The organism is Chitinophaga oryziterrae (genome assembly GCF_009758125.1).
Taxonomy (GTDB): domain Bacteria; phylum Bacteroidota; class Bacteroidia; order Chitinophagales; family Chitinophagaceae; genus Chitinophaga; species Chitinophaga oryziterrae.
Window position 1 is genome coordinate 198,776 of record NZ_WRXO01000012.1, and the last position, 20,978, is coordinate 219,753.

19 protein-coding genes and 1 tRNA gene are annotated in these 20,978 nt (G+C 42.0%); 7 read left to right on the top strand and 13 right to left on the bottom strand.

Going from position 1 to position 20,978, the window contains the following annotated elements:
* Positions 1–39: 39 nt before the first annotated feature.
* Positions 40–399 carry a YciI family protein gene (locus GO495_RS29410; protein WP_157303531.1) on the bottom strand — a complete coding sequence of 120 codons (360 nt, stop codon included), beginning with the start codon at positions 397–399 and terminating at the stop codon, positions 40–42.
* Positions 400–416: 17 nt separating this feature from the next.
* Positions 417–878 (bottom strand): carboxymuconolactone decarboxylase family protein, encoded by a 462-nt coding sequence (locus tag GO495_RS29415; RefSeq protein WP_157303532.1) that lies wholly within the window; start codon positions 876–878, stop codon positions 417–419.
* Between the two features lie 192 nt (positions 879–1,070).
* Here GO495_RS29415 and GO495_RS29420 point away from each other — a divergent pair, with 192 nt between their 5' ends.
* Positions 1,071–2,057: a hypothetical protein gene (locus GO495_RS29420; RefSeq protein WP_157303533.1), complete on the top strand. Its 987-nt coding sequence runs from the start codon at positions 1,071–1,073 to the stop codon at positions 2,055–2,057.
* An 18-nt stretch (positions 2,058–2,075) separates the two neighbouring features.
* On the top strand, positions 2,076–3,074 hold the full coding sequence (locus tag GO495_RS29425; protein ID WP_157303534.1) for a hypothetical protein: 999 nt from the start codon (positions 2,076–2,078) through the stop codon (positions 3,072–3,074).
* A 46-nt stretch (positions 3,075–3,120) separates the two neighbouring features.
* On the opposite strand, the gene map is transcribed toward GO495_RS29425, so the two are convergent.
* From map to GO495_RS29460, 7 genes are all read right to left on the bottom strand, one after another.
* The gene (gene map, locus GO495_RS29430; RefSeq protein WP_157303535.1) at positions 3,121–3,921 is read right to left on the bottom strand and encodes a type I methionyl aminopeptidase; all 801 of its coding nucleotides are present in this window, start codon (positions 3,919–3,921) and stop codon (positions 3,121–3,123) included.
* A gap of 268 nt (positions 3,922–4,189) precedes the next feature.
* Complete coding sequence (locus GO495_RS29435) at positions 4,190–4,513, bottom strand: S24 family peptidase (RefSeq protein ID WP_157303536.1); 324 nt, start codon at positions 4,511–4,513, stop codon at positions 4,190–4,192.
* Positions 4,514–4,629: 116 nt separating this feature from the next.
* Positions 4,630–5,562, bottom strand: coding sequence for a hypothetical protein (locus GO495_RS29440; RefSeq protein WP_157303537.1), 933 nt, complete (start codon positions 5,560–5,562; stop codon positions 4,630–4,632).
* Between the two features lie 98 nt (positions 5,563–5,660).
* A complete protein-coding gene (locus GO495_RS29445; RefSeq protein ID WP_338075483.1) occupies positions 5,661–6,230 on the bottom strand; it encodes a Crp/Fnr family transcriptional regulator in 570 nt (189 codons plus the stop codon).
* 69 nt (positions 6,231–6,299) lie between these two features.
* Positions 6,300–6,935 (bottom strand): sterol desaturase family protein, encoded by a 636-nt coding sequence (locus GO495_RS29450; RefSeq protein ID WP_157303538.1) that lies wholly within the window; start codon positions 6,933–6,935, stop codon positions 6,300–6,302.
* A gap of 271 nt (positions 6,936–7,206) precedes the next feature.
* Positions 7,207–8,025, bottom strand: a complete 819-nt coding sequence (locus tag GO495_RS29455) for an alpha/beta fold hydrolase (protein ID WP_157303539.1) — start codon at positions 8,023–8,025, stop codon at positions 7,207–7,209.
* A gap of 145 nt (positions 8,026–8,170) precedes the next feature.
* Complete coding sequence (locus tag GO495_RS29460; protein WP_157303540.1) at positions 8,171–9,475, bottom strand: hypothetical protein; 1,305 nt, start codon at positions 9,473–9,475, stop codon at positions 8,171–8,173.
* Positions 9,476–9,920: 445 nt separating this feature from the next.
* On the opposite strand from GO495_RS29460, the gene GO495_RS29465 reads away from it, so the two are divergent.
* The 3 genes from GO495_RS29465 (at position 9,921) to GO495_RS29475 (ending at position 13,095) form a co-directional block, all read left to right on the top strand.
* Entirely contained in the window at positions 9,921–11,063 is a 1,143-nt protein-coding gene (locus GO495_RS29465; RefSeq protein ID WP_157303541.1) for a TlpA disulfide reductase family protein, read from the top strand.
* A 58-nt stretch (positions 11,064–11,121) separates the two neighbouring features.
* Positions 11,122–12,684 (top strand): trypsin-like peptidase domain-containing protein, encoded by a 1,563-nt coding sequence (locus GO495_RS29470; protein WP_170302745.1) that lies wholly within the window; start codon positions 11,122–11,124, stop codon positions 12,682–12,684.
* 240 nt (positions 12,685–12,924) lie between these two features.
* Complete coding sequence (locus tag GO495_RS29475) at positions 12,925–13,095, top strand: hypothetical protein (protein WP_157303543.1); 171 nt, start codon at positions 12,925–12,927, stop codon at positions 13,093–13,095.
* A gap of 36 nt (positions 13,096–13,131) precedes the next feature.
* Here the strand turns inward: GO495_RS29475 and GO495_RS29480 are convergent, their stop codons facing one another.
* The 3 genes from GO495_RS29480 to GO495_RS29490 all read right to left on the bottom strand — a co-directional run bounded on the left by GO495_RS29480 (position 13,132) and on the right by GO495_RS29490 (position 16,435).
* Positions 13,132–13,821 (bottom strand): MBL fold metallo-hydrolase, encoded by a 690-nt coding sequence (locus GO495_RS29480; RefSeq protein WP_157303544.1) that lies wholly within the window; start codon positions 13,819–13,821, stop codon positions 13,132–13,134.
* 156 nt (positions 13,822–13,977) lie between these two features.
* Positions 13,978–15,852: an acyltransferase family protein gene (locus tag GO495_RS29485; protein ID WP_157303545.1), complete on the bottom strand. Its 1,875-nt coding sequence runs from the start codon at positions 15,850–15,852 to the stop codon at positions 13,978–13,980.
* 508 nt (positions 15,853–16,360) lie between these two features.
* Positions 16,361–16,435 (bottom strand) — tRNA-Pro (locus tag GO495_RS29490).
* A gap of 151 nt (positions 16,436–16,586) precedes the next feature.
* Here GO495_RS29490 and GO495_RS29495 point away from each other — a divergent pair.
* Positions 16,587–18,914 carry a glycoside hydrolase family 2 TIM barrel-domain containing protein gene (locus GO495_RS29495; RefSeq protein WP_157303546.1) on the top strand — a complete coding sequence of 776 codons (2,328 nt, stop codon included), beginning with the start codon at positions 16,587–16,589 and terminating at the stop codon, positions 18,912–18,914.
* Here GO495_RS29495 and GO495_RS29500 read toward each other — a convergent pair.
* Positions 18,902–19,630 (bottom strand): hypothetical protein, encoded by a 729-nt coding sequence (locus GO495_RS29500; protein WP_157303547.1) that lies wholly within the window; start codon positions 19,628–19,630, stop codon positions 18,902–18,904. The genes GO495_RS29495 and GO495_RS29500 overlap by 13 nt on opposite strands.
* 90 nt (positions 19,631–19,720) lie before the next feature.
* Here GO495_RS29500 and GO495_RS29505 point away from each other — a divergent pair, with 90 nt between their 5' ends.
* Positions 19,721–20,962, top strand: a complete 1,242-nt coding sequence (locus tag GO495_RS29505) for a multidrug effflux MFS transporter (RefSeq protein WP_240915370.1) — start codon at positions 19,721–19,723, stop codon at positions 20,960–20,962.
* Positions 20,963–20,978: the final 16 nt, after the last annotated feature.

Sequence of the window (20,978 nt, forward strand, 5' to 3'; positions counted from 1 at the left end):
AAAGTGCCTTTGCAAAGGTACAAAGGCACTTATTATTTTTCAGCTATTGCTTTCGGACACCAGCATACGCACTTCAACGCTTCCGCTCCAGGGCGCTCTTAAAACCGGGCAGTCTTTGGCCATTTCTACGGCCTCATCATAATCCCGGGCCCTTATCACAATGAACCCACCTATCGCCTCTTTAATCTCCGCATAAGGCCCGTTAATAACCATTTTATCTGATTTGATCACTTTTCCGTCAGGACGCAGCCTGTTACCTGAACTTACCAGTTTATTCTGCGCGGCCAGGCTGCCTTTCCAGTCAAGCCATTCTTTAATAGATGCCTGCATATCTTCAGGTGAAGGCTGGTTCTCCTTCGATTCGTGATCTCTCCTGAATATTAACATGAATTCGTCCATTTCCTGTAAGTTTTATTTTAAGCGTATTGACCAATCCGGTAAGTACCAACCGCAGCGCCAAAAGCAATATTAACACGATTATAACTATTAATAGCAATAATCCCTATTGTCAGATCTATCAGTTCTGCGTCAGAAAACTGTTCTTTTGCAGCATTGTAAATCTCATCAGGCACCAGGCTGGAAGTTATCTGTGTAAGCGCTTCTGCATAAGCGAATGCAGCACGTTCTCTATCTGTATAAAAAGGAGCTTCTCTCCATGCATTTAACAGATATAAACGTTGTTCTGTTTCGCCCATTTCCCTTAGCTCTTTAGAATGCATATCCAAACAAAAAGCACAGCCATTTATTTGAGATACTCTAAAATAAATCAATTCCAGGAAAGATTTGGAGAGGGTTGATTTTGACAGATATTTGCCCATACCATATAAGGCGCCCATGGCCTGTAAACCTTCTTTTTGTACATTAATTCTTGGTTCCATTTTTAACTGATTTTATTGTTGATAATTGAAATACACCCCAATAACAATCAGCTTTTAATAATTGGACAAACTGCTCAAAAAAAATTAAACTTATCTACATAAATAAATTAAAACAGATGTAATAATCAGATAATATTATATCTATAATATTTATTAAATTCATTTATTATTTTGTTTAAAACCCTTACACAAATGAAAAGGAACCCTTTATTAATTGTTTGTTGCCTGGCAGCTGTAGCATTCATTTATTCTTGCCAGAAAACATCAGAAAGTATGCCCAATCCCAAACCAACGGGGGGAGAAAAGGCATTGATCCATCTACGCCTTGGTGGAGACATTACTATTAACCAGTCTGCCTTACCCGGCAGCAGGAAAGCACATAATTATGTGTTTGCCAGAACATTACGGGACAGTACAATTTATGCCGTAGATGTGCGAATAGGCAATACGCCTTATGCAGCCGGTGTTTTTAATAATCCGGATTCCATCAGTCTGGAATTGCCTACAAACACCAGCTATACGATTACTGCTGCCGCCTTTAAAAGAGGAAGTGGCGAGGGATTGTATTACGAAGAAAACGCAATTGGCTTGCAGTATTTCTTGAATCCATTAAATAGATCATTAGGAAATAAAATGTACTATACTGCAAATGATTCTAATTTCCTCAGTAACCTCACTTATGCCACCACTTTTGCGGCCGACACTATCAGCCCCTACGGTGGCTTCTTTCCTGAATTGGATAGCTATACAGGCAGCGTTTATTTTAATGCAGACTCTTCTCAGACATTAAACATCCCTATGAGAAGAGTTGTGTTTGGCATTAAGTATAGCGCCGTGAATTTTACCGATGGATACCTGATTGTCAAATACAGTAATTCAATGCAAACTAAATACCTGACACCCAATAATATCGATAACAGTCTTAGTATTTATACAGCTGATGAATTCCGGCACAGAGATGCAATTACCAGTTGGGAGCGTATTCTTTTCACACTGAAATGGGTAAAGTCTGATGGAACCACTATCACTTTAGGAGATAAAGAACTCTTTCCTCCCAACAGAAGTTACATAACAACTGTCAACATTACATTGCCCACAACATCCACCACTACAAATACCGGGATAGGCATTTCCATCACAGATACTGCGTGGACAAGCACAAACGTAATTAACTTCTAATCTCCCCAACTTATTAGCATGAAAACAAGATTCATATTAATCATTCTATCTGTAGTGACTGTTTTTTACTCCTGTAAAAAATCGGACAGCAGTAAACCAACACCAGTAATAACCGGTGAAAAAGTAAAATTGAGTATCCGTCTTGGCGGAGACATCACTACCAGCCAGACTCCCTTTCCCGGAACAAGGTTGAGTAACAAAAATTCTGCATCTGCTAAAGATTTATACGACAGCACCATCTACGCTATAGATGTACGCGGTGCGTACGACGGCTCACTATACGCACAAGGCCTTTTTAACACAACAAACAACATTATGTTAGAAATCCCCAAGGGCATTAACTACAGGATTAAAGTTGCTGCCTTTAAAAAAGGGACCAGCATAGGCTTATGGTGGGGCATAATGTCTCCTGGTTATCAGTATTTTGAGCGCCCATTGTACAGAATGCTGAAAAATGAAATGGTGTACAATTCCAATGTTCCAGGCTCTCCGGAGGCACTCGACTATAGATTCCTGGATACATTGTCTTACATGACTGTTCGTGGAGATATCATCTATGATATCAGGGATGAATTTTTTTACTCAGAACTGGATAGTTATTATGGTACAAAAGATTATATCGCTACAGATTCTTCTGCTTCCATAAACATTGCACTTAAAAGGATCAGCTTCGGTATTAAGTATAACCTGATAAACTTTACTGACGGTATATTAGTAGCTGATTACGATGGTCTCATGAAGACCCGGTATATCTTTTCTTCAACAGACAATCTTGGCATTTATACAGCAGACACCTACCGTTGGTCAGATACATTCTATAGCGGACAGCAGATTCACTTAACACTGAGATGGCAGAAAAACGATGGTACAGAGGTTACACTGGGTGATAAATACCTGTCGCCTTCAAGAAACTCTCTCACTACCGTAAATGTTACAATGCCACAACCCAATGCTGTCAACGCAGTTATTCAGTTAACTGATACAGCATGGATAGGTAATAACAATGTTGATTTTTAATATCAGACTAAAAAAGGATAGCAAATCGCTATCCTTTTTTAGTTTATTAATAATAAGATGAGTTTAATGCACTGTTTGCCTTTTCAGCCTGTTCAATTGGTGTATAATCAGATAAGATAAAGGCCTCCCCTTTTTTAACACAAACATCGTGTTCAAAATGAACCGATGGCTTACCATCCTTTGTTCTGATCGTCCATCCGTCTGTATCGGTATAAACATGCCTGGTACCCAGGTTAATCATAGGCTCAATAGCCAGTACCAGGTTTTCCTTCATTAATATACCGGAACCCCTCTTACCATAATTAGGCACCTGGGGATCTTCATGCATGTCACGTCCCAGGCCATGCCCTACCAGTTCTCTCACTACGCCATAACCCTCGTTCTCATTAAAAACCTGGATAGCATTCGCAATATCCCCTATTCTGTTCCCTGATACCGCATACTTTATCCCTTCATATAAGGACGCTTTGGTAATGCGTACCAGTTTCATTACAGCCGCATTAACTTCCCCTAAAATGAATGTATAGGCATGGTCTCCATGATAGCCGTTTTTATAAACCCCTATATCCACCGTTATGATATCCCCGTCCCGTAGTGGGGTTTTGTTAGGGAAACCATGTACGACCGCATCATTTACGGAAGTGGTGATATTATGCGGATAACCATGATAATTCAGAAAAGAGGGCGTAGCCTGATGATCGGCAATAAACTCAGCAGCTAATTTGTCAAGCTCCAGGGTTGTAAGTCCCGGTTTTAATATCTTAGCTATTTCTGCTAAAGCAGCACTTACCAGTAATGCACTTGTTTGCATCAGTTTGATCTCATCCTCAGTTTTGTACTTAATCATCCCTGCAAATTAATAAATAAAAGATTGTTATAAAGCGCCGGCCTTGTCTGCTACATTACAAACAGGCAGAGCCAGTCGCGCCCGTCCGTAATGGAACGACGGCTTCATTTCACAGAGCAATATAATCACAATACATTCAAAATCAATTATTTATATACTATTTAAGAAGGATTAATAGCATTAATCGTGGAATTGACTTAAAATGACAGGGAAGGGGTATGTATTCTTTTAAAGGATAAAAACTAAATGGTCCCGGGTCTCTGATCATTTAATTTGCTTTGTAAATGATGTGATTTTGAAATTCTCCGACTACTACTTTCCCGTAAATAGTCCTGGTCCAGCCATTCTCAAAACCATGATTATTCGCGATGAGGAATCCTTTATGCGCATCTGTTTTAATAATCTTGTGAGCATCAATATATCGTCCTCTCACTTTAGAGAATACAATATCACCTATTTTGTATTCACTGGCTTTTTCAAAGGTTAAATGGCTGCCGCTCTTCAGAATGGGTAACATCGAGCTGCCAAATGCTTTCATCTTTCCTTTACCCGTTGCTTCCAACTCGCTCTTCAATCTCTCGTACTTGTTCATTTTTTATAGTTTTCATTTGTATATTATTTATACACAAAGCAAGTACTCAGGTGTGCAACCTATCTGCGCAGATGGAAAAAGTCTTACAGTTTACACTGTAAGACCTTGATTTATAATCAGAAAGTTATTTGCTGCAATAAAAAGTCGGTACTCTTAGGAGCCTTAGGATCAAATAGCTCACTCAGTTTGGCATTTAAAACATGATACTTCCCATTTACTAAAACACCTGTTGTAGGAAATGGCAGAATGCTTGCTCTGGAAGTGATAATACTGGCGCTTGTCCAGTTATCCGTTGATTTCATCTGGAATATCCTGGAGGAAGCATTCGATACAGCCACCAATTCATTTTTACCATTTAGTATCAATCCGTCTGCGCCTTTCAGTTCATCCACTTTAATGGTTTTGATATTGGTTGGGTTTTTAATATCAATCTTATATAACAAGCCTTTATTGGATTGAGCCACTATCAGGTAGCCATCGGGATGATAAACAATTCCATTTAAGTTGAAACTTTCCCCTGTCCATTCCTCATTCTGTGCAAAGATGGAAGCATGATGATCTTTATCTACTTTAAAAATGATAGGAGAAAAGCTATTTGTTACGTAGAGGTTACCTTCATTATCCAACGTAAGATCATTGATAAAGTTAGGATGACCAGGATTGAGTGCACCTACATCAACTTTAAATTTACGTTTGCCCGATGTCAGATCATACCCTATAATTTCAGATAATTTATATGCCGTTGCAGCATTGGTTTTAACGGCTACTCCATTATCAACATTGGTAACAAACAGTGTATTACTTTTTTCATCTGCCAGAATACCAACTGTTGCAACCAGCTCAGGGTCCTGTGTGAATGGCGTATAATTGCCTTTGAAATCCAGCTTACCTATCTGGCCGGTATTAATGGAGCTTACAAAGAAAACGTGTTGTTTTTTGCTGTATGCTGTTCCTTCCGGATATAGCTTGTCGGCATGTATTGGAATATTCTGCCCGAAAGTGAAAGAGCTTATGCCCAGAAGCATACTGATTGCGAATGTACTTTTCATCGTTGTTTAATTTTGCGTTAATTGCTAATGCAAAATTTCACAATTACAGCAGGCTGGCGAAGGTCAGTTATCACTTTGATTTTGTGATAAAAGTCACATCAGGAACGGTATAAACGACTTAACGTTTCGCGGGAGACTCCGAGGTAGGACGCTATTAATGATTTAGGAATACGGTTAATCAGGTGAGGATATTGCTGAATAAAATTTTCATAACGTTCTTTTACGCTGCCCATGATCATGAGTTGTAATCTTTTTTGCAGGGAGATATAACCCAGGTTGGCCTTCACGGCTACAAAATGTTCATACTTTCTCATTTCTGTCACCAGCTTCTCCCGGTTTTCCAATGTAATACCAAGTACTTCGCTATCTTCCAGGCAATCAATATTGATAGTAGCGGTTGATTGTTTAAAAAAAGCTTCTCTGTCAGTAATCCACCAGTCTTCCACGCCGAACTGATAAATGAATTCTTTTCCGGTGTTACTGTCAGTCATATAAGCTTTCAAACAGCCTTTCAGTACAAAATACTCATACTTCACGCTATTCCCTTCCTGTACAAGAAAAGCGTGTTTCTTCAGTTTTTTAAATACAAAATGGCTGAGGATATAATCAAATTCTTCATCTGACAATGGGCTGATAGCCCCTATATGTTCTTTAAGTAAATGAGACACAGCGTAAAATTGTTAAAAGAAAAAGGATAGCAAAATTGCTACCCTTTTCTAATTCGGTTTGGGGGAATACTAGACCAGGTTATGTGTATCCTTATTGAAATCGGAACGCAACACCTTATCCCATATGGCAGAACTTACGCCAAATCCTTTTGTAGCATCCTGGTAATGGTGCAGCATGTGATGTTGTTTTACCCTTTTCATAAAGCCACTCTTAAAATTATGATGATGCATGGCATAATGCAGCATATCATAAATCAGGTAGCCTATCAGGAAACCAGGGAAGAAAGCATGTAAAGATGCTTTATCCTTGATAAGCCAGGCAAAAAGGCTGTAAAACAATATGGCAAGCGGGATACTGGCAGAAGGTGGCATTACCAGCCTCATTTTGTCCCGGGGAAAGTCGTGATGTACCCCGTGAAAGATAAAATGCAGTCTTAAAGCCCATTTCTGTTTGGGAATGTAATGAAAAATAAACCTGTGCAGTACGTATTCTGTCGCTGTCCATACAGCCAGCCCCAGCGCCATGTATGCAATAAAGGTCAGGACGCTGATCCCTTCTGAAAAAGATTTATAGATGAAAAAGCCTACTGTAGGCACGTAAATATAAAGGGGTACAGTAAAATGGACCTTCGATAGCCCCTCCAACAGTCCACTTTTAAACATCCTGGTCGATTCTGATGAATTCGAAACATAATTTTTAGCCATTGCTACTGATTTTTATCGTTCCTCCTAAGTTGGTGATTACTGAATTTAGTCCAAAATTCGGCTAAATACGTATATCCTTATCATTTCCCAACATTAAAAATAGATAAAATTGGGGGATTACTTAAGCAGGAGTGTCATGAAAGTGCCAAAAAAACGTCTGAACAGCAAACCCACACTCTTCCGGTGTTTCGAAAATCCCCATTTTATTGATTAAATGTTTTAGTAAAACAAATCTACAATTCAACTGGAAGCTACAATGTTAGCGGCAGTTTTATGGCAATTTGGAAATTAACAAATTAAAGTTGTCAATTACAAGACCAGGCTCGTCTATCATTATATCGTGTCCTGAATTTATGGTTGCGATATGAGTAAAGTCTGTAACACCGTTTTTTAATAGTTCATGGGCATCATACCAATTTTGTTTATCGGCTGATGAATGACTGGAATCTGGTTTCATACTTGTCAAAACAACCACCGGAATATTTGGCAGATTGGGTAAAGTAGCCATATATTGTGCATTTTCAATTAATTCCCTGGCTTCTTTTGTTCCTCCAAAATTTGGACCACTAGCGTTATAAATGGAGTTGTAAAGCGTATCCTCAACTGCCTGTGTAGGATGATTGTAATTTTCGTGTGAAGGGTCAATAAATAATACAGCGGCAATTATACCCGGGTTTTTAATAGCAAAATCCCGGATGATCATACCTCCCAAAGAATGTCCAACTAATATTACTTTTCTATCTTTAGCATATTTATTCACTACTGATTCAAGTTCAATTCTAAGTCTGTTTATATCCCTTGGTGTACTATCAATGGTAGATTTACCATAGCCCGCCCTGTCATAGATCACCACATCCATTTTAGCACTAATGTTTTCGGCAACTTTCTTAGTTTGCCATACAGAATGGTCATTACCAAGCCCCGATTCAAAAACAACCAGGTATTTACTATTTGACTCAATGGAATAAGTTGTCAGTTTGTGTGTACTTAACTGCACAAAACTTTCTTTAAAGGGATCTTTTGATGCGTCATCTTTTTTGCAGGAGATAAAAAAAAACAGGCTTGCTAAAAACAGAATAAGTTTATACATATTATTATTTGTACAAACCTAACCATTATAAACCATCAAATTAACACATATAAAAGAAATGTTCTTAGTTAACGGGCATAAAAAAACGCATCAAAAAGCTGCCTTTGTTATTCTAAATTGAGAGAATAGGTATTTTTTACCTGGATCATTCTGGTTCTTCATCTCCATCATCTCCTCCTGCATTTACTACATCTACAGCAGCTACAGCGTCTCCTTCATCCCCTTCATCCCCTTCATCCCCTTCGTCTCCCTCTCCTCCGTCTTCTACTGCTACTCCTTCTGCAGCAGCTACTACTTCTTCGCCCAACAGTTTATCACCTAATTCTATAAGCGATGCATCTGTAGATACCTCTTCCATTTGGGCGGCTGCGCCTATTTCTTTCGCGGCATCTTCATCCGTCATATAGCCCATTCCAACGGTATGTTCGCTTGTATCGGCTACATGTGCCAGTATATCCTCTGCAGATGCAGGTATATCATTCTCGTCCTCCTCATCACGTTTTATCACTACGTCCCAACGCGCTTTTCCATCTACGTTTTTATATGTATTTGACTGCACTATATATTCATCCTTGTGCGGCACTGTTATTTCCTTCTCATGCGGATTCATACTAATCCCTTTATCACTGATCTCTTTATCCGCCAAATCACCCAAATCCTTCCTGTGATTAACATTTAATCCCAATGGATCAATAAAAGTAGTAACACCACCGATCTTAGCATCGGCTGGCAATAAATCCAATGATGTATAGGCTACGTCTGTATCTGAGAAGGCATGTGTTTGATCAATATCTAATGTAGTACTAATAAGCCCGTTATGTTCTATTTTACGGCCTACTGCCATATCCCCCTGCCATTCATCTTTAGTATGTTTAGCCCCTCTGTATGTTTTCTTTTCGCCATCTTCCGCCGGCGCTATATCAACTGCGTCATATGCGTTATCCAAAACGGCAAACATACTAGCGTTCACAAGCGATCCCGCCGCTATTTCCAGCTCATTCCTTTGCCAGTTTGCACCACTACGCCCCCCAAACCCTTCTCTTAAAACACTGTTTATCAGCATATAGCCTCCACCAGTATAGGCCCACATACCTATTCCCTGTACGGTTTCGGATGGTTCTTCCCCGCTGATCATCGTTCCCAGTTTAGTCCTTACATCCCCGGCTTCCCGTCTCTGAACAACATGGGAAGCCCAATTATCAACTGGTTTGGTTTGAACGATGTTTTGACTTGTTAGTGGGATAAATTGGCTTTTCAACTGATCCGGAACGCCACTTTCATTCGGCTTTAATTGAAATGCTGTTATAGCAGGAAATCCGGATTGATTATTTTTATTATCTACAGGCATTGAGAATGCCTTCATTTCCCGTGGGCTTCCATCGTACATCTGAAATGGGCTCTCTCCTTCACCAGACACTTCCTGAATTGGCAGAACAGCCGGTTTCGACATTGCTGAAGATCTCTGGTTAGGTACTCCCTCCTGAGAAAAGGCCTCTACTGCTCGTACACTTCTGCTTTCATGTGCCATAAATATCGGGACCAGGGATTTATTATAAACCGTAATATAATGTAATAATTCTGTAATATACTCGGGCCAGGATCCTTGTACAATGCTCTAAAGCAGAAGTGCGATACAAGGTCTTGTCCAGGGAACAACGGAAGACGGAGCAGATGAAGGCAATTGTGGGTTATGATATCAAGCCCGAATGTCCGGGTCCCCTCCTTCCGGAACGCCGGTAGGCCGGCTGTATGCACACACTTAATGTAACAGCCCTCTTTGTGTGTTTTTGTCTTTATGTAAAAATATTTCTGTAAAAAAGCTAAGAAAACCGCTGACAAGTGCTTTATCCTATGAACACATCTGTTCAGCATTTTATCTTTTAAACACAAATTATATGAAATTAGGGTTCCTTATCTGCGCAGTAATGGCTCCTGTGGTAGCTTTCTCACAAAAAAAAGACTTTAGTATTACCGGTAAGCTCGGCAAGCTGGATAAACCTGCTAAAATTTACATAGACTATAGTGATGCTCAGGGGCAGGGTAAGGAAGACTCTGCAAACGTGGTAAACGGGGTATTCAGACTGATAGGTTCTGTAGAAGGGTATACGACTGCCCGCATGGCGCTTGATCATGAAGGGAAAGGCAAACAATTTTCCATTTACTCGCCAGGTGCAGATGTGATTTATTTCTATTTCGGGCCTGAGAATATTCAGATAACGTCCGTAGATTCTTTAAGTACAGCTGGTTTTACCGGTTCCACAGTATATGACGAGTTTGCGGCCTACAACTTAAAAATAGGTGGTTCCATTATGGCCCTTAGCGCTGCCTATCAAAAGGCATATGCGGAGGCATCTCAGGAAGATAAAAGGGATCCCGAGTTTCTCGAAGCACTCAATGCAAAACAGCTTGAGTTAAGGAAGCAAAGAGGTCTGAAACAGGTAGAATTTGTCAAAAACCACCCAAACTCCTTTTTTGCCCTGGTAGCACTGTCTGAAGTTGCAGGCACTTATACCGATATGGCTACTGCGCAAACATTGCTCGATGGACTTAACAAAGACTTCCGGGAAACCGATATAGGCAAAGAGCTCAGTCAGCGTATTACCGCCCAACACCTCACCGCTGTCGGCAACCCGGCGCCAGCCTTTACCCAGAACGATGTAAAAGGCAAGCCCTTATCACTCGCCGATCTGAAAGGTAAGGTAGTACTACTCGACTTCTGGGCCAGCTGGTGCAGTCCCTGTCGTGCAGAGAACCCTAACATGCTAAAACAATATAAGATATATAAAGACAAAGGTTTCGAGATCCTTTCTGTATCCCTGGATTCCAAACAGGATGCGTGGGAGAAAGCTATCGCAGACGACGGACTTCCATGGCTGCATGTATCTGATCTGAAAGGCTGGAACAACGCGGTAGGGCGCCTGTATGGTGTAAGAGGCGTGCCAGCCTGTTATCTCATTGACAAAAACGGTAAGATCATTGCAGATAATGTTCGCGGCGAGAAACTGAATGAGAAACTGGCCGAAATCTTTGGTAACTGATTTGTCCCTATTCTATTGCAGCCCGGCAGACGAATCTGCCGGGCTTTATGTTCTTTATATGAAAATATTCAAATTACTGCTTATCACGCTGACCTTCTGCGTTGATGTTTACGGTCAGAATACTGCTATAGAAAAAGCATACCCTGCAACTGTGCGTGTCTGGGCCTATGATACGATTTCCAGACAACAAATGAGCGCCCAGTTCAGTGCAGTAGTGGTAACTCCCCAGGGCGATATCTTCACGGCGGCACATACTACTGTCCCGGGTACTACCTACAAAGTAATGTTCCCGGATGGCACCGCCACTATCGCACTTGCACTTGGCAAAATAGAGCTGGCAGATGATCCAATGGTCCCTGACGTATCTATGATGAAGATCATTACTCCCGGTAACTGGCCTTATGCAGAAATTGGCTATTCCTCCTCGTTAAAGCTCCTTCAACCCTGCATCAGCATTGCCTACCCTGAATCGCTGAATCAGCCACTGCCATGCGTACGTTTTGGCCGTATTACCAGTCTCAGGGATGACCGTGGTTTTTTACAGTCCACTTGTATCATGGAACCCGGCGACTCCGGGGGCCCGCTATTTGATTGCCTGGGACGTGTAATCGGGATTCATAGCGCAATTGGAATACCTGAATCGGAGAACCACGAAATACCTGTAGACCTGTACCGCAAGTACAGAACAGCATTGGGTACTGCAAAAAAGTACAATGCACTGCCGGATATCACTGATACTATCGGCCATGATCCACTGGTAGCTCCAACGCCGCAATATACGCTACCTGAAAGTCTGCCTGCAGCTTGTCAGCTTATCACCAGTAAGATAAAGGATAAGGAAGAAAAGATCTACGGAACAGTATTCACCCATGGTTATATCGTAAGCAAAAGTTCGATGGTCGGCAATGAACCGGAGATTCACTTCAACGGTAAAGTCATTAAAGCTGTTGTTGTGTCCCGCAACCGGGATAAGGATCTTGTACTGTTAAAAGTACATGGAAAGCTGCCAGAAGGCGTTATTCCCTCCAAATCAGTTTTACTGCAACGTGGCCAGTTCCTCATAAGCACAAACATAGATACCGCTAACATTATCAGCGTAGTGGGATCATTACCACTGGACCTGCCAGGGATCAGCAGTACAGGTTTTTTAGGGGCATCCATTGCGTATAAAGATGGTCCGTTGTTGCTTACGTTCGTCCGCAGGAACTCTCCTGCTGATGAGAATAATCTTAAAGAAGGTGATGAGTTGATCAGTATAAATGGGGTTACCATTGACAAAGCAGAGAAGTACTATGCTGAGTTACAAAAGTACTGGCCGGATGATACAATTACCGTACAGCTCAAACGACAGGGCGCTCTCTATACTAAACAGATCGTGTTAGCATCTAAACCAGTTATAGCAGCGACTCATCCTGCGGAAATGTTTCCAGGTGGTAAAAGCATACGCAGAGATGGATTTACAGGTGTGTTCGTACATGATGCCGTATTGACACCAAACCGCTGTGGTGGACCTGTATTTGATATGGCGGGGAACTTCAGGGGGATTAATATCGCCAGGTATAGTCGTACGGCTACGATAGTAATGCCCGCGGATATTGTATATGAGTTTCTGAAGAAATAAGCAGTTTCAGAATATATATCATACGATTGGGAATAAAAGAATTCAACCTGATCCCTAAATTGTATGCTTAAAAATATCTAATCCTCCAGGAACACCGATGAGTCTGTTGGCCAGCAATTGTAACGCCACAGCTTTGTTGCGTGGACTAAATCTACCAATTCCATGATAAGTATTAGTATCTGTATTGATATGCCTCATTGGATAGCATTGTATAATAAACGTTATTTAAAAAAAGATTTTATGGAAAAGAAACCTGTAAAACCATCTGAAATTCCGGTTCCGTCAAATCCGGAAATTGTACCGAACATATTACCTGAGGAGCCACTATTGCCTGGTACACCGGAGATCTTTCCTGAGAAAGACCCTACAGAGCCTGCACCTCCGACAGAAATACCGCAACCTGAACAATAAAATTTAAAGTGATTTGGGGGCTTAAACTGCAAGGTTTCAGATCACAAACTCTTTCCCATCAGCAGCCACATCAAGTCTAATACTATCGTCACCCAATGCGGCGATCTTCTCTTTGCCTGCTGACGGATCTTTTACGAACCAGGCCCCAAAATGCATGAAAATCAGGTGGTTGGTATATTTTCTGAACAAATAAATAAGATCGGGAACACCTGTGTGACCAAACAGGCGGCCATCTATATTTTTTCTAACAATCCCGCCCCGCCTGAGATGGCTGGCTTCTGTTATCACAACGTCCAGTCCTTTTAGATAGTGGTGATATGTTTCGGGAATACTGATCATATCCCCCGTATAAAGAAGTCGTTTATTTTTTCTTTCTATCAGGTAGCCTTGCGATTTAACGTTTATACTATGAATGGTAGGAATGGGGGTTATCTTATAGCCGCTTTGAATGAAAGGAGCAGACACTACTCTGATATTTTTTGACTCTCCCCACGTCTCTGGTGCAAAAACAGGGATTGGGAAATTCAAATCCTTTTTTTCTTTGATAAAATATGCATGATCAGGATGCAGATGAGTAAGGAGTACAAACGAGGGAGCGTTCAACAAGTATTCTTTCTCTCCCATGTCGCAAAGGATTTTGCTGTCAATCAAAATACCGGAATGTTTTCGGTATCCCGGATTGTTTACTTTGATCTGGCCTATTGCCCCTAATATTTTGATCCTCATAATGTGAATTTAGTTCCAGTATTCCTGAAAAGGAAAAAATAAGTAACGGAGCCAGATGCCAACACTTGAATGAAATATCAAACCTTCCATCATGCCTCACAAGATTCCTTGCTGAAGAGTAAAGGTATGTGTGTTAAACAGTCTATCAGAAAATTCTTAGTCTTCTCTTGCAACGCTATCCAGAAAAGCATGGGCAATCTGATTTGAAAGTATTTTTTTTATCAGGAGGTCTGCCCCATAGTGTGTTACATGATGATCATCAAGCATATAAGGAGTACCTGTTGCAGATATACCAGGTAACGAATCCGAATTATAAATATCTATATATTGTGACGGTAGCTTGTATTTTAAAAAGTCATTCACTAAAGCGGATCTTGGCTTAACATATTTTCTGGCCAGCTTAATGTTCAGTTGATATTCCCAGGCAGCAATATATGGATATGGCATTGTATAAGTTTCATTTTGACCAATTATAATGGCTTTTATATGGTATTTATCCAGAAGCTGAAGAGTAGCCTTAATGTTATTTACCAAAGTAGCATTATCGTCATGACTATCTATCCAATTGGCACAAATAATAACACCGTTTATTTGAGAAGCATGTTTGGAAATGTAATCATAATACACATAGTTAATAACATCTTTACAGCGACTTTGGCCGCTAATAGGCAGGATAGGCAGACACCCGCTGGCAGTAGCCTGACTTAGTTGGATATTCATGCCGGAAAATACTTCCCGAAGGGAAGAGGATAATTGTGCTGCATGACTGTCTCCAATGAGCAGTATGTTTTTAATGCTATCACTTAGGCACAAACAAGGTGCTGACCTGAATTTTCTGGCATCCTCATTTGTATTGACAAAACATTTCCCTGTGCTAAACTGAGCGTCCATTTCCTTTTTATGATCACGTGCATAGTTTGAAAGTTCCACGCTTTTAGTCTTGAACACAAGCGCATTTGCATTGGTGATCATTAATAATAAGGTAAGCATTAAAATTCCACCTGAATATTTGAATATCTTCCTGGAGCTGTATGTACGTGATTCTACATACCTATAGGAAAGAAAGGCTAATCCAATGGAGAGTATCATAAGAGAGGGAAGCACAATAATGTTTTTTGACATTCCAATAAGCCCAACATATTTTGCTATTACAAATACAGGCCAATGCCATAAATATAAGGAATAGGATATCTTTCCGAAAAACCGGGAAACAGGAGTTTTTATTATGCCCCAATCGTTCCAATCAGCAATAATGACCATACAGGTCCCTAATGTAGGAATCAGGGTATGAACACCCGGCCAGGCTACCCGGTTGTCCATTCTCAGTATGCAATAAAAGATCAGCGCGTACCCTATCAATGCTATTGTAATGCGCAATTTCAAATTCTTAATACGATTTTCACCGTAAAATGCAAGCCCCCCGATCATCATTTCCCAGGCTCTTGTTGGCAGCAAATAAAATGAAGCTGTAGGATTATAGTAGGTAACTGCAATGGATACAATACAGAGAATCAATGTTAAAGCTATGTAAATCGATAAGTACCTATTTTTATCCTTCATCCATTTATTCAGCCATACAAGCACAATAGGATATATGATATAGAATTGCCATTCTACGGATAACGACCAGGTATGCAGTAGTATGTTTGAATCAGAAGCAGGTGCGAAGTAATCCGAGTTTTGCCAGTATAAGATATTAGAAACAAACAGGAGGCTTGATATTGAATTTTCACCCATTGCTTTAAAGTCAATTGGAAAATATATAAAGAAGCCCACAAAAGTAATGATCGCTACAAGCGCTGCTAGTGCCGGAATGATCCTTTTAACTCTTTTACTATAGAAATCTCTTAATGAGAACCCGTTCTCATTGAACGAAGTAATGATTATGCGGGTCATTAGATAACCGGAGATCACAAAAAATACATCTACACCGGAAAAACCACCATTAAAATATTGGGCTTTATAATGGAACAACAGCACTGCCATAACGGCAATCCCCCTTAAAGCATTGATATCATAACGAAACCTCATAAAATAAATAAGAGTTTTTGTATAGAATATTTAGAATCTTAGCTGGTATTAAATTTATGAAACCATTCCTGCCAACAGAAAGACCTGCTTTTACGGCCAGTTCATTAACAATCATCCCCGATATTATAATAATCTTTATTCCAGGTTGCAAACCCGCATGTTCCAATCCTCTTCGAGAGATCCACGGAGCACCCAATAGGCATCATAAACAACAAGTAAGTAGTCTTTCTCAAATAAAGCCCCTGGTTTACGATTTTCAGTTCTCAAAATGATGGCTTCCCTGCAATCCATCAGAGTTCTTCCCCAGCGATCAGGTGAATAACCCATAAACAGGGCAAAATTCGGCTTATTGTTATAGAGGGATGACCAGCGGGTCAGGATTCAGATCATGGGAATTCCCTTTTTTACTTACCCCCATTCCAAGCTCTCAAATGATAGTATATTCAAAATTTACTATAATTAAAAGGCCTTCAAATCTTACGACTTGAAGGCCTTTTTAATTTTTCGGTCGGGGCGGCAAGATTCGAACTTGCGACCTCCTGCTCCCAAAGCAGGCGCGATAACCGGGCTACGCTACGCCCCGAACCCGTATACCATCTTTCGATGTTGGGATTGCAAAAGTAGAACTTTTCTGGAATATTCCAAAAGTCTTTCAAAAAAATATTCGAAACAACCTCAGAAAAGTTACTACATTTATTTCCGAACACAGCCATAGCAGAGAAAAGCAAGCGAATATGAAGATCCATAAAATATTTTTTCTCAGTTGCCTCTTAACCACCTTCAACACATTCGCTCAAACAAAACTGTTTGACGATAACTGGAAATTCCTGAAAGAAAAAGACAGTATGACCGGGGTTGAACTCCCTGGCTTCCAGGACAAAAACTGGCGAAAAGTACATCTCCCCCACGACTGGGCCATCGAAGACCTTCCCAACCAAAACGACAGCACCATCATCGGGCCTTTCAATAAATACAGCCCCGCCAAAGAACAAGGCGGATACGTAATGGGCGGCATCGCCTGGTACAGAAAAACCTTTACACTCAAAAACCAGGAAGAAACAAGCATCCGGTTCGACGGTGTATACATGGACAGCGACGTATGGCTGAACGGTCATCACCTGGGCAATCACCCTTACGGCTATACCCCGTTCACCTATGACCTCACTCCTTACCTTGCCCCGGCCGGTAAAATGAACGTTCTTGCCGTAAGAGTAAAAAACACCGGCACCAATACCCGCTGGTATAGCGGCGCAGGTATCTACCGCCACGTATATCTCATCAACAGGCCCAAAATACACCTGGGGGAAATCTTCGTCACCACGCCGGTAGTGAATAAAGAAAAGGCCACCATACTAATAACAGAATCAGGTAATGCCGCCATCAGCGTACGCATCACCGATTCAACAGGCAAAGTGGTGGCAGAAGGAAAACAAACGACTATCAATCACCCGTCACTCTGGTCACCGGCACATCCATACCTCTATAAAGCTGAAATAAGCCTCATTAACGCAGGTAAAGTAACTGATCAGGTAGTTATACCCTTAGGTATCAGAAACATCCATATAGATGCTGAAACAGGTCTTACTATCAATGGAGAACGGATATTCCTCAAAGGTGGTTGCGTGCATCACGATAACGGACTATTAGGCGCTGCCGCATTCGACCGGGCAGAAGAAAGAAAAGTAGCACTCCTGAAAGCCGCAGGCTTCAATGCGATCCGTACCAGTCACAACCCTCCCTCCGGGAAATTCCTCGAAACCTGCGACCGCCTGGGTATGCTGGTAATAGACGAAGCTTTCGACATGTGGTCCGAAAAAAAGAACCCGGAAGACTATCACCGCTTCTTCCGCGACTGGTGGCAGCGCGATCTCGAATCCATGATACTGAGAGACCGTAATCACCCCTCCGTCATCATGTGGAGCATCGGTAATGAAATACCCGAACGCGCAGACAGCCTCGGCATCACCAGACAATTAGTAAACACAATAAAAAAACTGGATAACTCCCGCCCCATCACCGAAGCAGAAAACGATTTCCGGGAACGCCCCTACAAATGGGAAGCTACCGACAAATCCTTCGCTTTGCTGGACGTTGCCGGCTACAACTACCAATGGAGCCGCTACGCGGTAGACCAAAGACGTGTTCCCGGACGCATCGTATTCGGCTCCGAAACAGTTCCCGCCGAACTATACCAGGCATGGATACAGGTACAGGGCCTCCCTTATGTTATCGGCGACTTCGTATGGACTGCCATGGATTACCTCGGGGAAGCGGGACTCGGTCACAGTATCTATGATTCCAAAGAATCACAACGTCTCACTTTCCCCTGGTTCAACGCCTACTGCGGAGATATCGACCTCATAGGAAATAAAAAAGCTCAATCCCTCTACCGCGATGTGGTATGGAATAACAGCCCCATCGAAGTAGTCGTACACTCACCCAAACCTCCAGGGACCAAAGAAATCATAAGCCGGTGGGGATGGCCGGACGAATCCCCTTCCTGGACATGGCCGGATTATATAGATACCCTCATGCACATCAGGGTATTCACCCGCAGTAAAACAGTAAGACTGACACTCAACGATGTCACACTGGCCATCAAACAAGTGCCGGACAGCACCCCGCTTACCGTAACGTTCGACGTACCTTATGCACCTGGTGTATTAGCAGCCTTCGCCATGAATAACGGGAAAGAAGAAGGGGTTAAAACACTCGTTACGGCCAGCAAACCAGCTGCTATCCGCCTTACAGCAGACCGTAAGACAATCGGTCTTCAGGACCTGGCCTACGTTAACATAGAAATTATTGATGCGCAAGACAATGTAGTACCTGATGCGGATATCCCCCTGCAACTGGAAATAAGCGGAGCCGGAACACTGGCTGCTGCAGGCAGCGCCTGTCCCAACAGACCTGCAAGTTTCCAGCAACCGGCCTGTACCACTTTTAAAGGAAAGGCATTGGCAATATTAAGATCAAACGACAATAAAGGAATTATCAAACTAAAAGTAAAAGCAGATGGCCTGAAAACAGCCGGAGTAATTATAAAAAGTCAGCGCCTGTAGTAATACTCCAGGTGCTGATAATATTTCCCGTCCTGATAATATTGCACCATTTTTTTCAACCCATTCTCATCTAAGATGGTCACTTCTCTTTTCACCGGTATCCCAAAAATCACCTTCTCCGCACCTTTTACCTGAGAGATCAAAACACCATTGTTATAAGTAAACTCTCCTTCATCAGAAGTTTGTACAATCACGTCCCCTCGTGTCACCTTCTTTCCATGGTCCTGGTACTCCGTTTTTTCTACCAATACCGAGTCTCTATACATCTCTTCTGTTGCCAGCCGCCCCTTAGCATCATATGTCCGTAAAACATGCACATCCTTGCCAATGTCAACCCTGTTTTTCCCATAACGGATCTTCTTATCTGTCACGACCTCACCATTATTATTCCGGTATACCTTTTCAGATATCACCCTGTTCTCTCCATCATAACCAATTGAATCAGTTAACCAGGGCTGCCCGTTCACATCATAACTCACAGATTTCACCAGCTTTCCCGCACGATTATACGTATACCGTTTGTCCTCATAATCATTCTCTTTAAACAGATTATAATCACGACGAAAAACCAGTACCCCATCTTCGTTGTATACGCAGCTATCTACTAACTGCTTGGTATCATTTGAATGATGAAACAGCCATGAAACAGAAGACTTAAACTGTTGCCCATAGGAGAACAAGGGCAATAACAGCAACAGCAGGCATATATTTTTCATAGGACTACGAAGATAAACAAACTTCCTTTTGCTTACCTTTAATGCTTTTTCATGCCGCTTCCTGTGCACTGACAGATAGACAATACGACTATGCAAGAAGAAATGCCAACTAAGAAATACTTCTTTTTAATTTTGATTTTAGGGACACTCACTGCGCTGGGCCCCTTTTCTATTGACATGTACCTGCCCGGATTTGAGGCTATTGCCCTGGACCTGCATACCACCTCCATCAAAATAGGATTCTCTTTGTCAAGCTATTTCATCGGGATCTCCGCGGGGCAACTGCTCTACGGCCCGCTATTAGATCGCTTCGGCAGAAAGAAGCCGCTTTACATTGGACTAACACTATACATCCTGGCCTCCATAGGTTGCATTACCGCAAGAACACTTGACGCACTGGTAATACTTCGTTTCTTCCAGGCAATAGGCAGTTGCGCAGCTGCTGTTGCTTCCGTTGCTATGGTACGCGACCTCTTCCCGGTAAAAGATTCAGCCAAGGTGTTTTCCCTGCTGATGCTGGTAGTTGGTGCTTCTCCCATGATAGCTCCTACAGTTGGCGGATACGTCACCACCGCTTTCGGCTGGCAGACGGTATTCGTCATCCTGGCAGTGATGGGCATATTAATCTTACTGGCCAGTATCTTTTTCCTGCCGGAAAGTTATCAGCCGGACGTACACATGTCCTTAAAGCCCGGCCCCATCATAATGAACTTCCTTGCCGTCATCCGTGAGCCACAGTTTTACACGTATGCGCTAACAGGAGCGCTGGCATTCTCCGGCTTGTTCGCCTATGTATCAGGTTCTCCTGTCATGTTCATGGATATCTTCCATCTGAGCAAAAACGCCTATGGCTGGATCTTCGCAGGACTATCTGTGGGCTTCATCGGCTCCAGTCAGTTAAACAGCCTGGTATTGCGCAGGTACAGCAGCGACCAGATCATCATCGTAGGCCTCATCTGCCAGGCTATCACAGGCATCATCTTCCTGATAGGAACCTACTTAAACTGGTACGGCTTACCCGCTACCATCGTCATGTTGTTCATCTTCCTCTGCTGCCTTGGCTTTGTTAATCCAAATGCCTCCGCCCTATCAATAGCGCCTTTTAAAAAGAACGCCGGTAGTGCTGCTGCCCTGATGGGCGCATTACAAATGAGCATTGGTGCGCTGGCATCTGTAGGAGTGAGTCTCTTTAATACCAATTCCGCTCTTCCTATGGTCAGTATTATGGCCGGATCTGCCATATTGGGAGTTTTAACACTGGTAGCTGGTCGTAAACAGACAGGACATCCTGTACTTATGCAGGAAAAAGGCGATAACGTTGTTATGCATTAAAAAAAGTACCCCAAAA

Excerpts from the sequence above, each read along its gene's own strand:
- GO495_RS29505 (WP_240915370.1), top strand. The coding sequence starts at position 19,721 with ATGCAAGAAGAAATGCCAACTAAGAAATACTTCTTTTTAATTTTGATT.
- GO495_RS29465 (WP_157303541.1), top strand. The coding sequence starts at position 9,921 with ATGAAATTAGGGTTCCTTATCTGCGCAGTAATGGCTCCTGTGGTAGCT.
- GO495_RS29455 (WP_157303539.1), bottom strand. The coding sequence starts at position 8,025 with ATGTATAAACTTATTCTGTTTTTAGCAAGCCTGTTTTTTTTTATCTCC.
- GO495_RS29500 (WP_157303547.1), bottom strand. The coding sequence starts at position 19,630 with ATGAAAAATATATGCCTGCTGTTGCTGTTATTGCCCTTGTTCTCCTAT.
- GO495_RS29410 (WP_157303531.1), bottom strand. The coding sequence starts at position 399 with ATGGACGAATTCATGTTAATATTCAGGAGAGATCACGAATCGAAGGAG.
- GO495_RS29485 (WP_157303545.1), bottom strand. The coding sequence starts at position 15,852 with ATGAGGTTTCGTTATGATATCAATGCTTTAAGGGGGATTGCCGTTATG.
- GO495_RS29450 (WP_157303538.1), bottom strand. The coding sequence starts at position 6,935 with ATGGCTAAAAATTATGTTTCGAATTCATCAGAATCGACCAGGATGTTT.
- GO495_RS29415 (WP_157303532.1), bottom strand. The coding sequence starts at position 878 with ATGGAACCAAGAATTAATGTACAAAAAGAAGGTTTACAGGCCATGGGC.
- GO495_RS29435 (WP_157303536.1), bottom strand. The coding sequence starts at position 4,513 with ATGAACAAGTACGAGAGATTGAAGAGCGAGTTGGAAGCAACGGGTAAA.
- GO495_RS29470 (WP_170302745.1), top strand. The coding sequence starts at position 11,122 with ATGAAAATATTCAAATTACTGCTTATCACGCTGACCTTCTGCGTTGAT.
- GO495_RS29460 (WP_157303540.1), bottom strand. The coding sequence starts at position 9,475 with ATGTCGAAACCGGCTGTTCTGCCAATTCAGGAAGTGTCTGGTGAAGGA.
- GO495_RS29440 (WP_157303537.1), bottom strand. The coding sequence starts at position 5,562 with ATGAAAAGTACATTCGCAATCAGTATGCTTCTGGGCATAAGCTCTTTC.
- GO495_RS29425 (WP_157303534.1), top strand. The coding sequence starts at position 2,076 with ATGAAAACAAGATTCATATTAATCATTCTATCTGTAGTGACTGTTTTT.
- GO495_RS29495 (WP_157303546.1), top strand. The coding sequence starts at position 16,587 with ATGAAGATCCATAAAATATTTTTTCTCAGTTGCCTCTTAACCACCTTC.
- GO495_RS29475 (WP_157303543.1), top strand. The coding sequence starts at position 12,925 with ATGGAAAAGAAACCTGTAAAACCATCTGAAATTCCGGTTCCGTCAAAT.
- GO495_RS29480 (WP_157303544.1), bottom strand. The coding sequence starts at position 13,821 with ATGAGGATCAAAATATTAGGGGCAATAGGCCAGATCAAAGTAAACAAT.
- map (WP_157303535.1), bottom strand. The coding sequence starts at position 3,921 with ATGATTAAGTACAAAACTGAGGATGAGATCAAACTGATGCAAACAAGT.
- GO495_RS29420 (WP_157303533.1), top strand. The coding sequence starts at position 1,071 with ATGAAAAGGAACCCTTTATTAATTGTTTGTTGCCTGGCAGCTGTAGCA.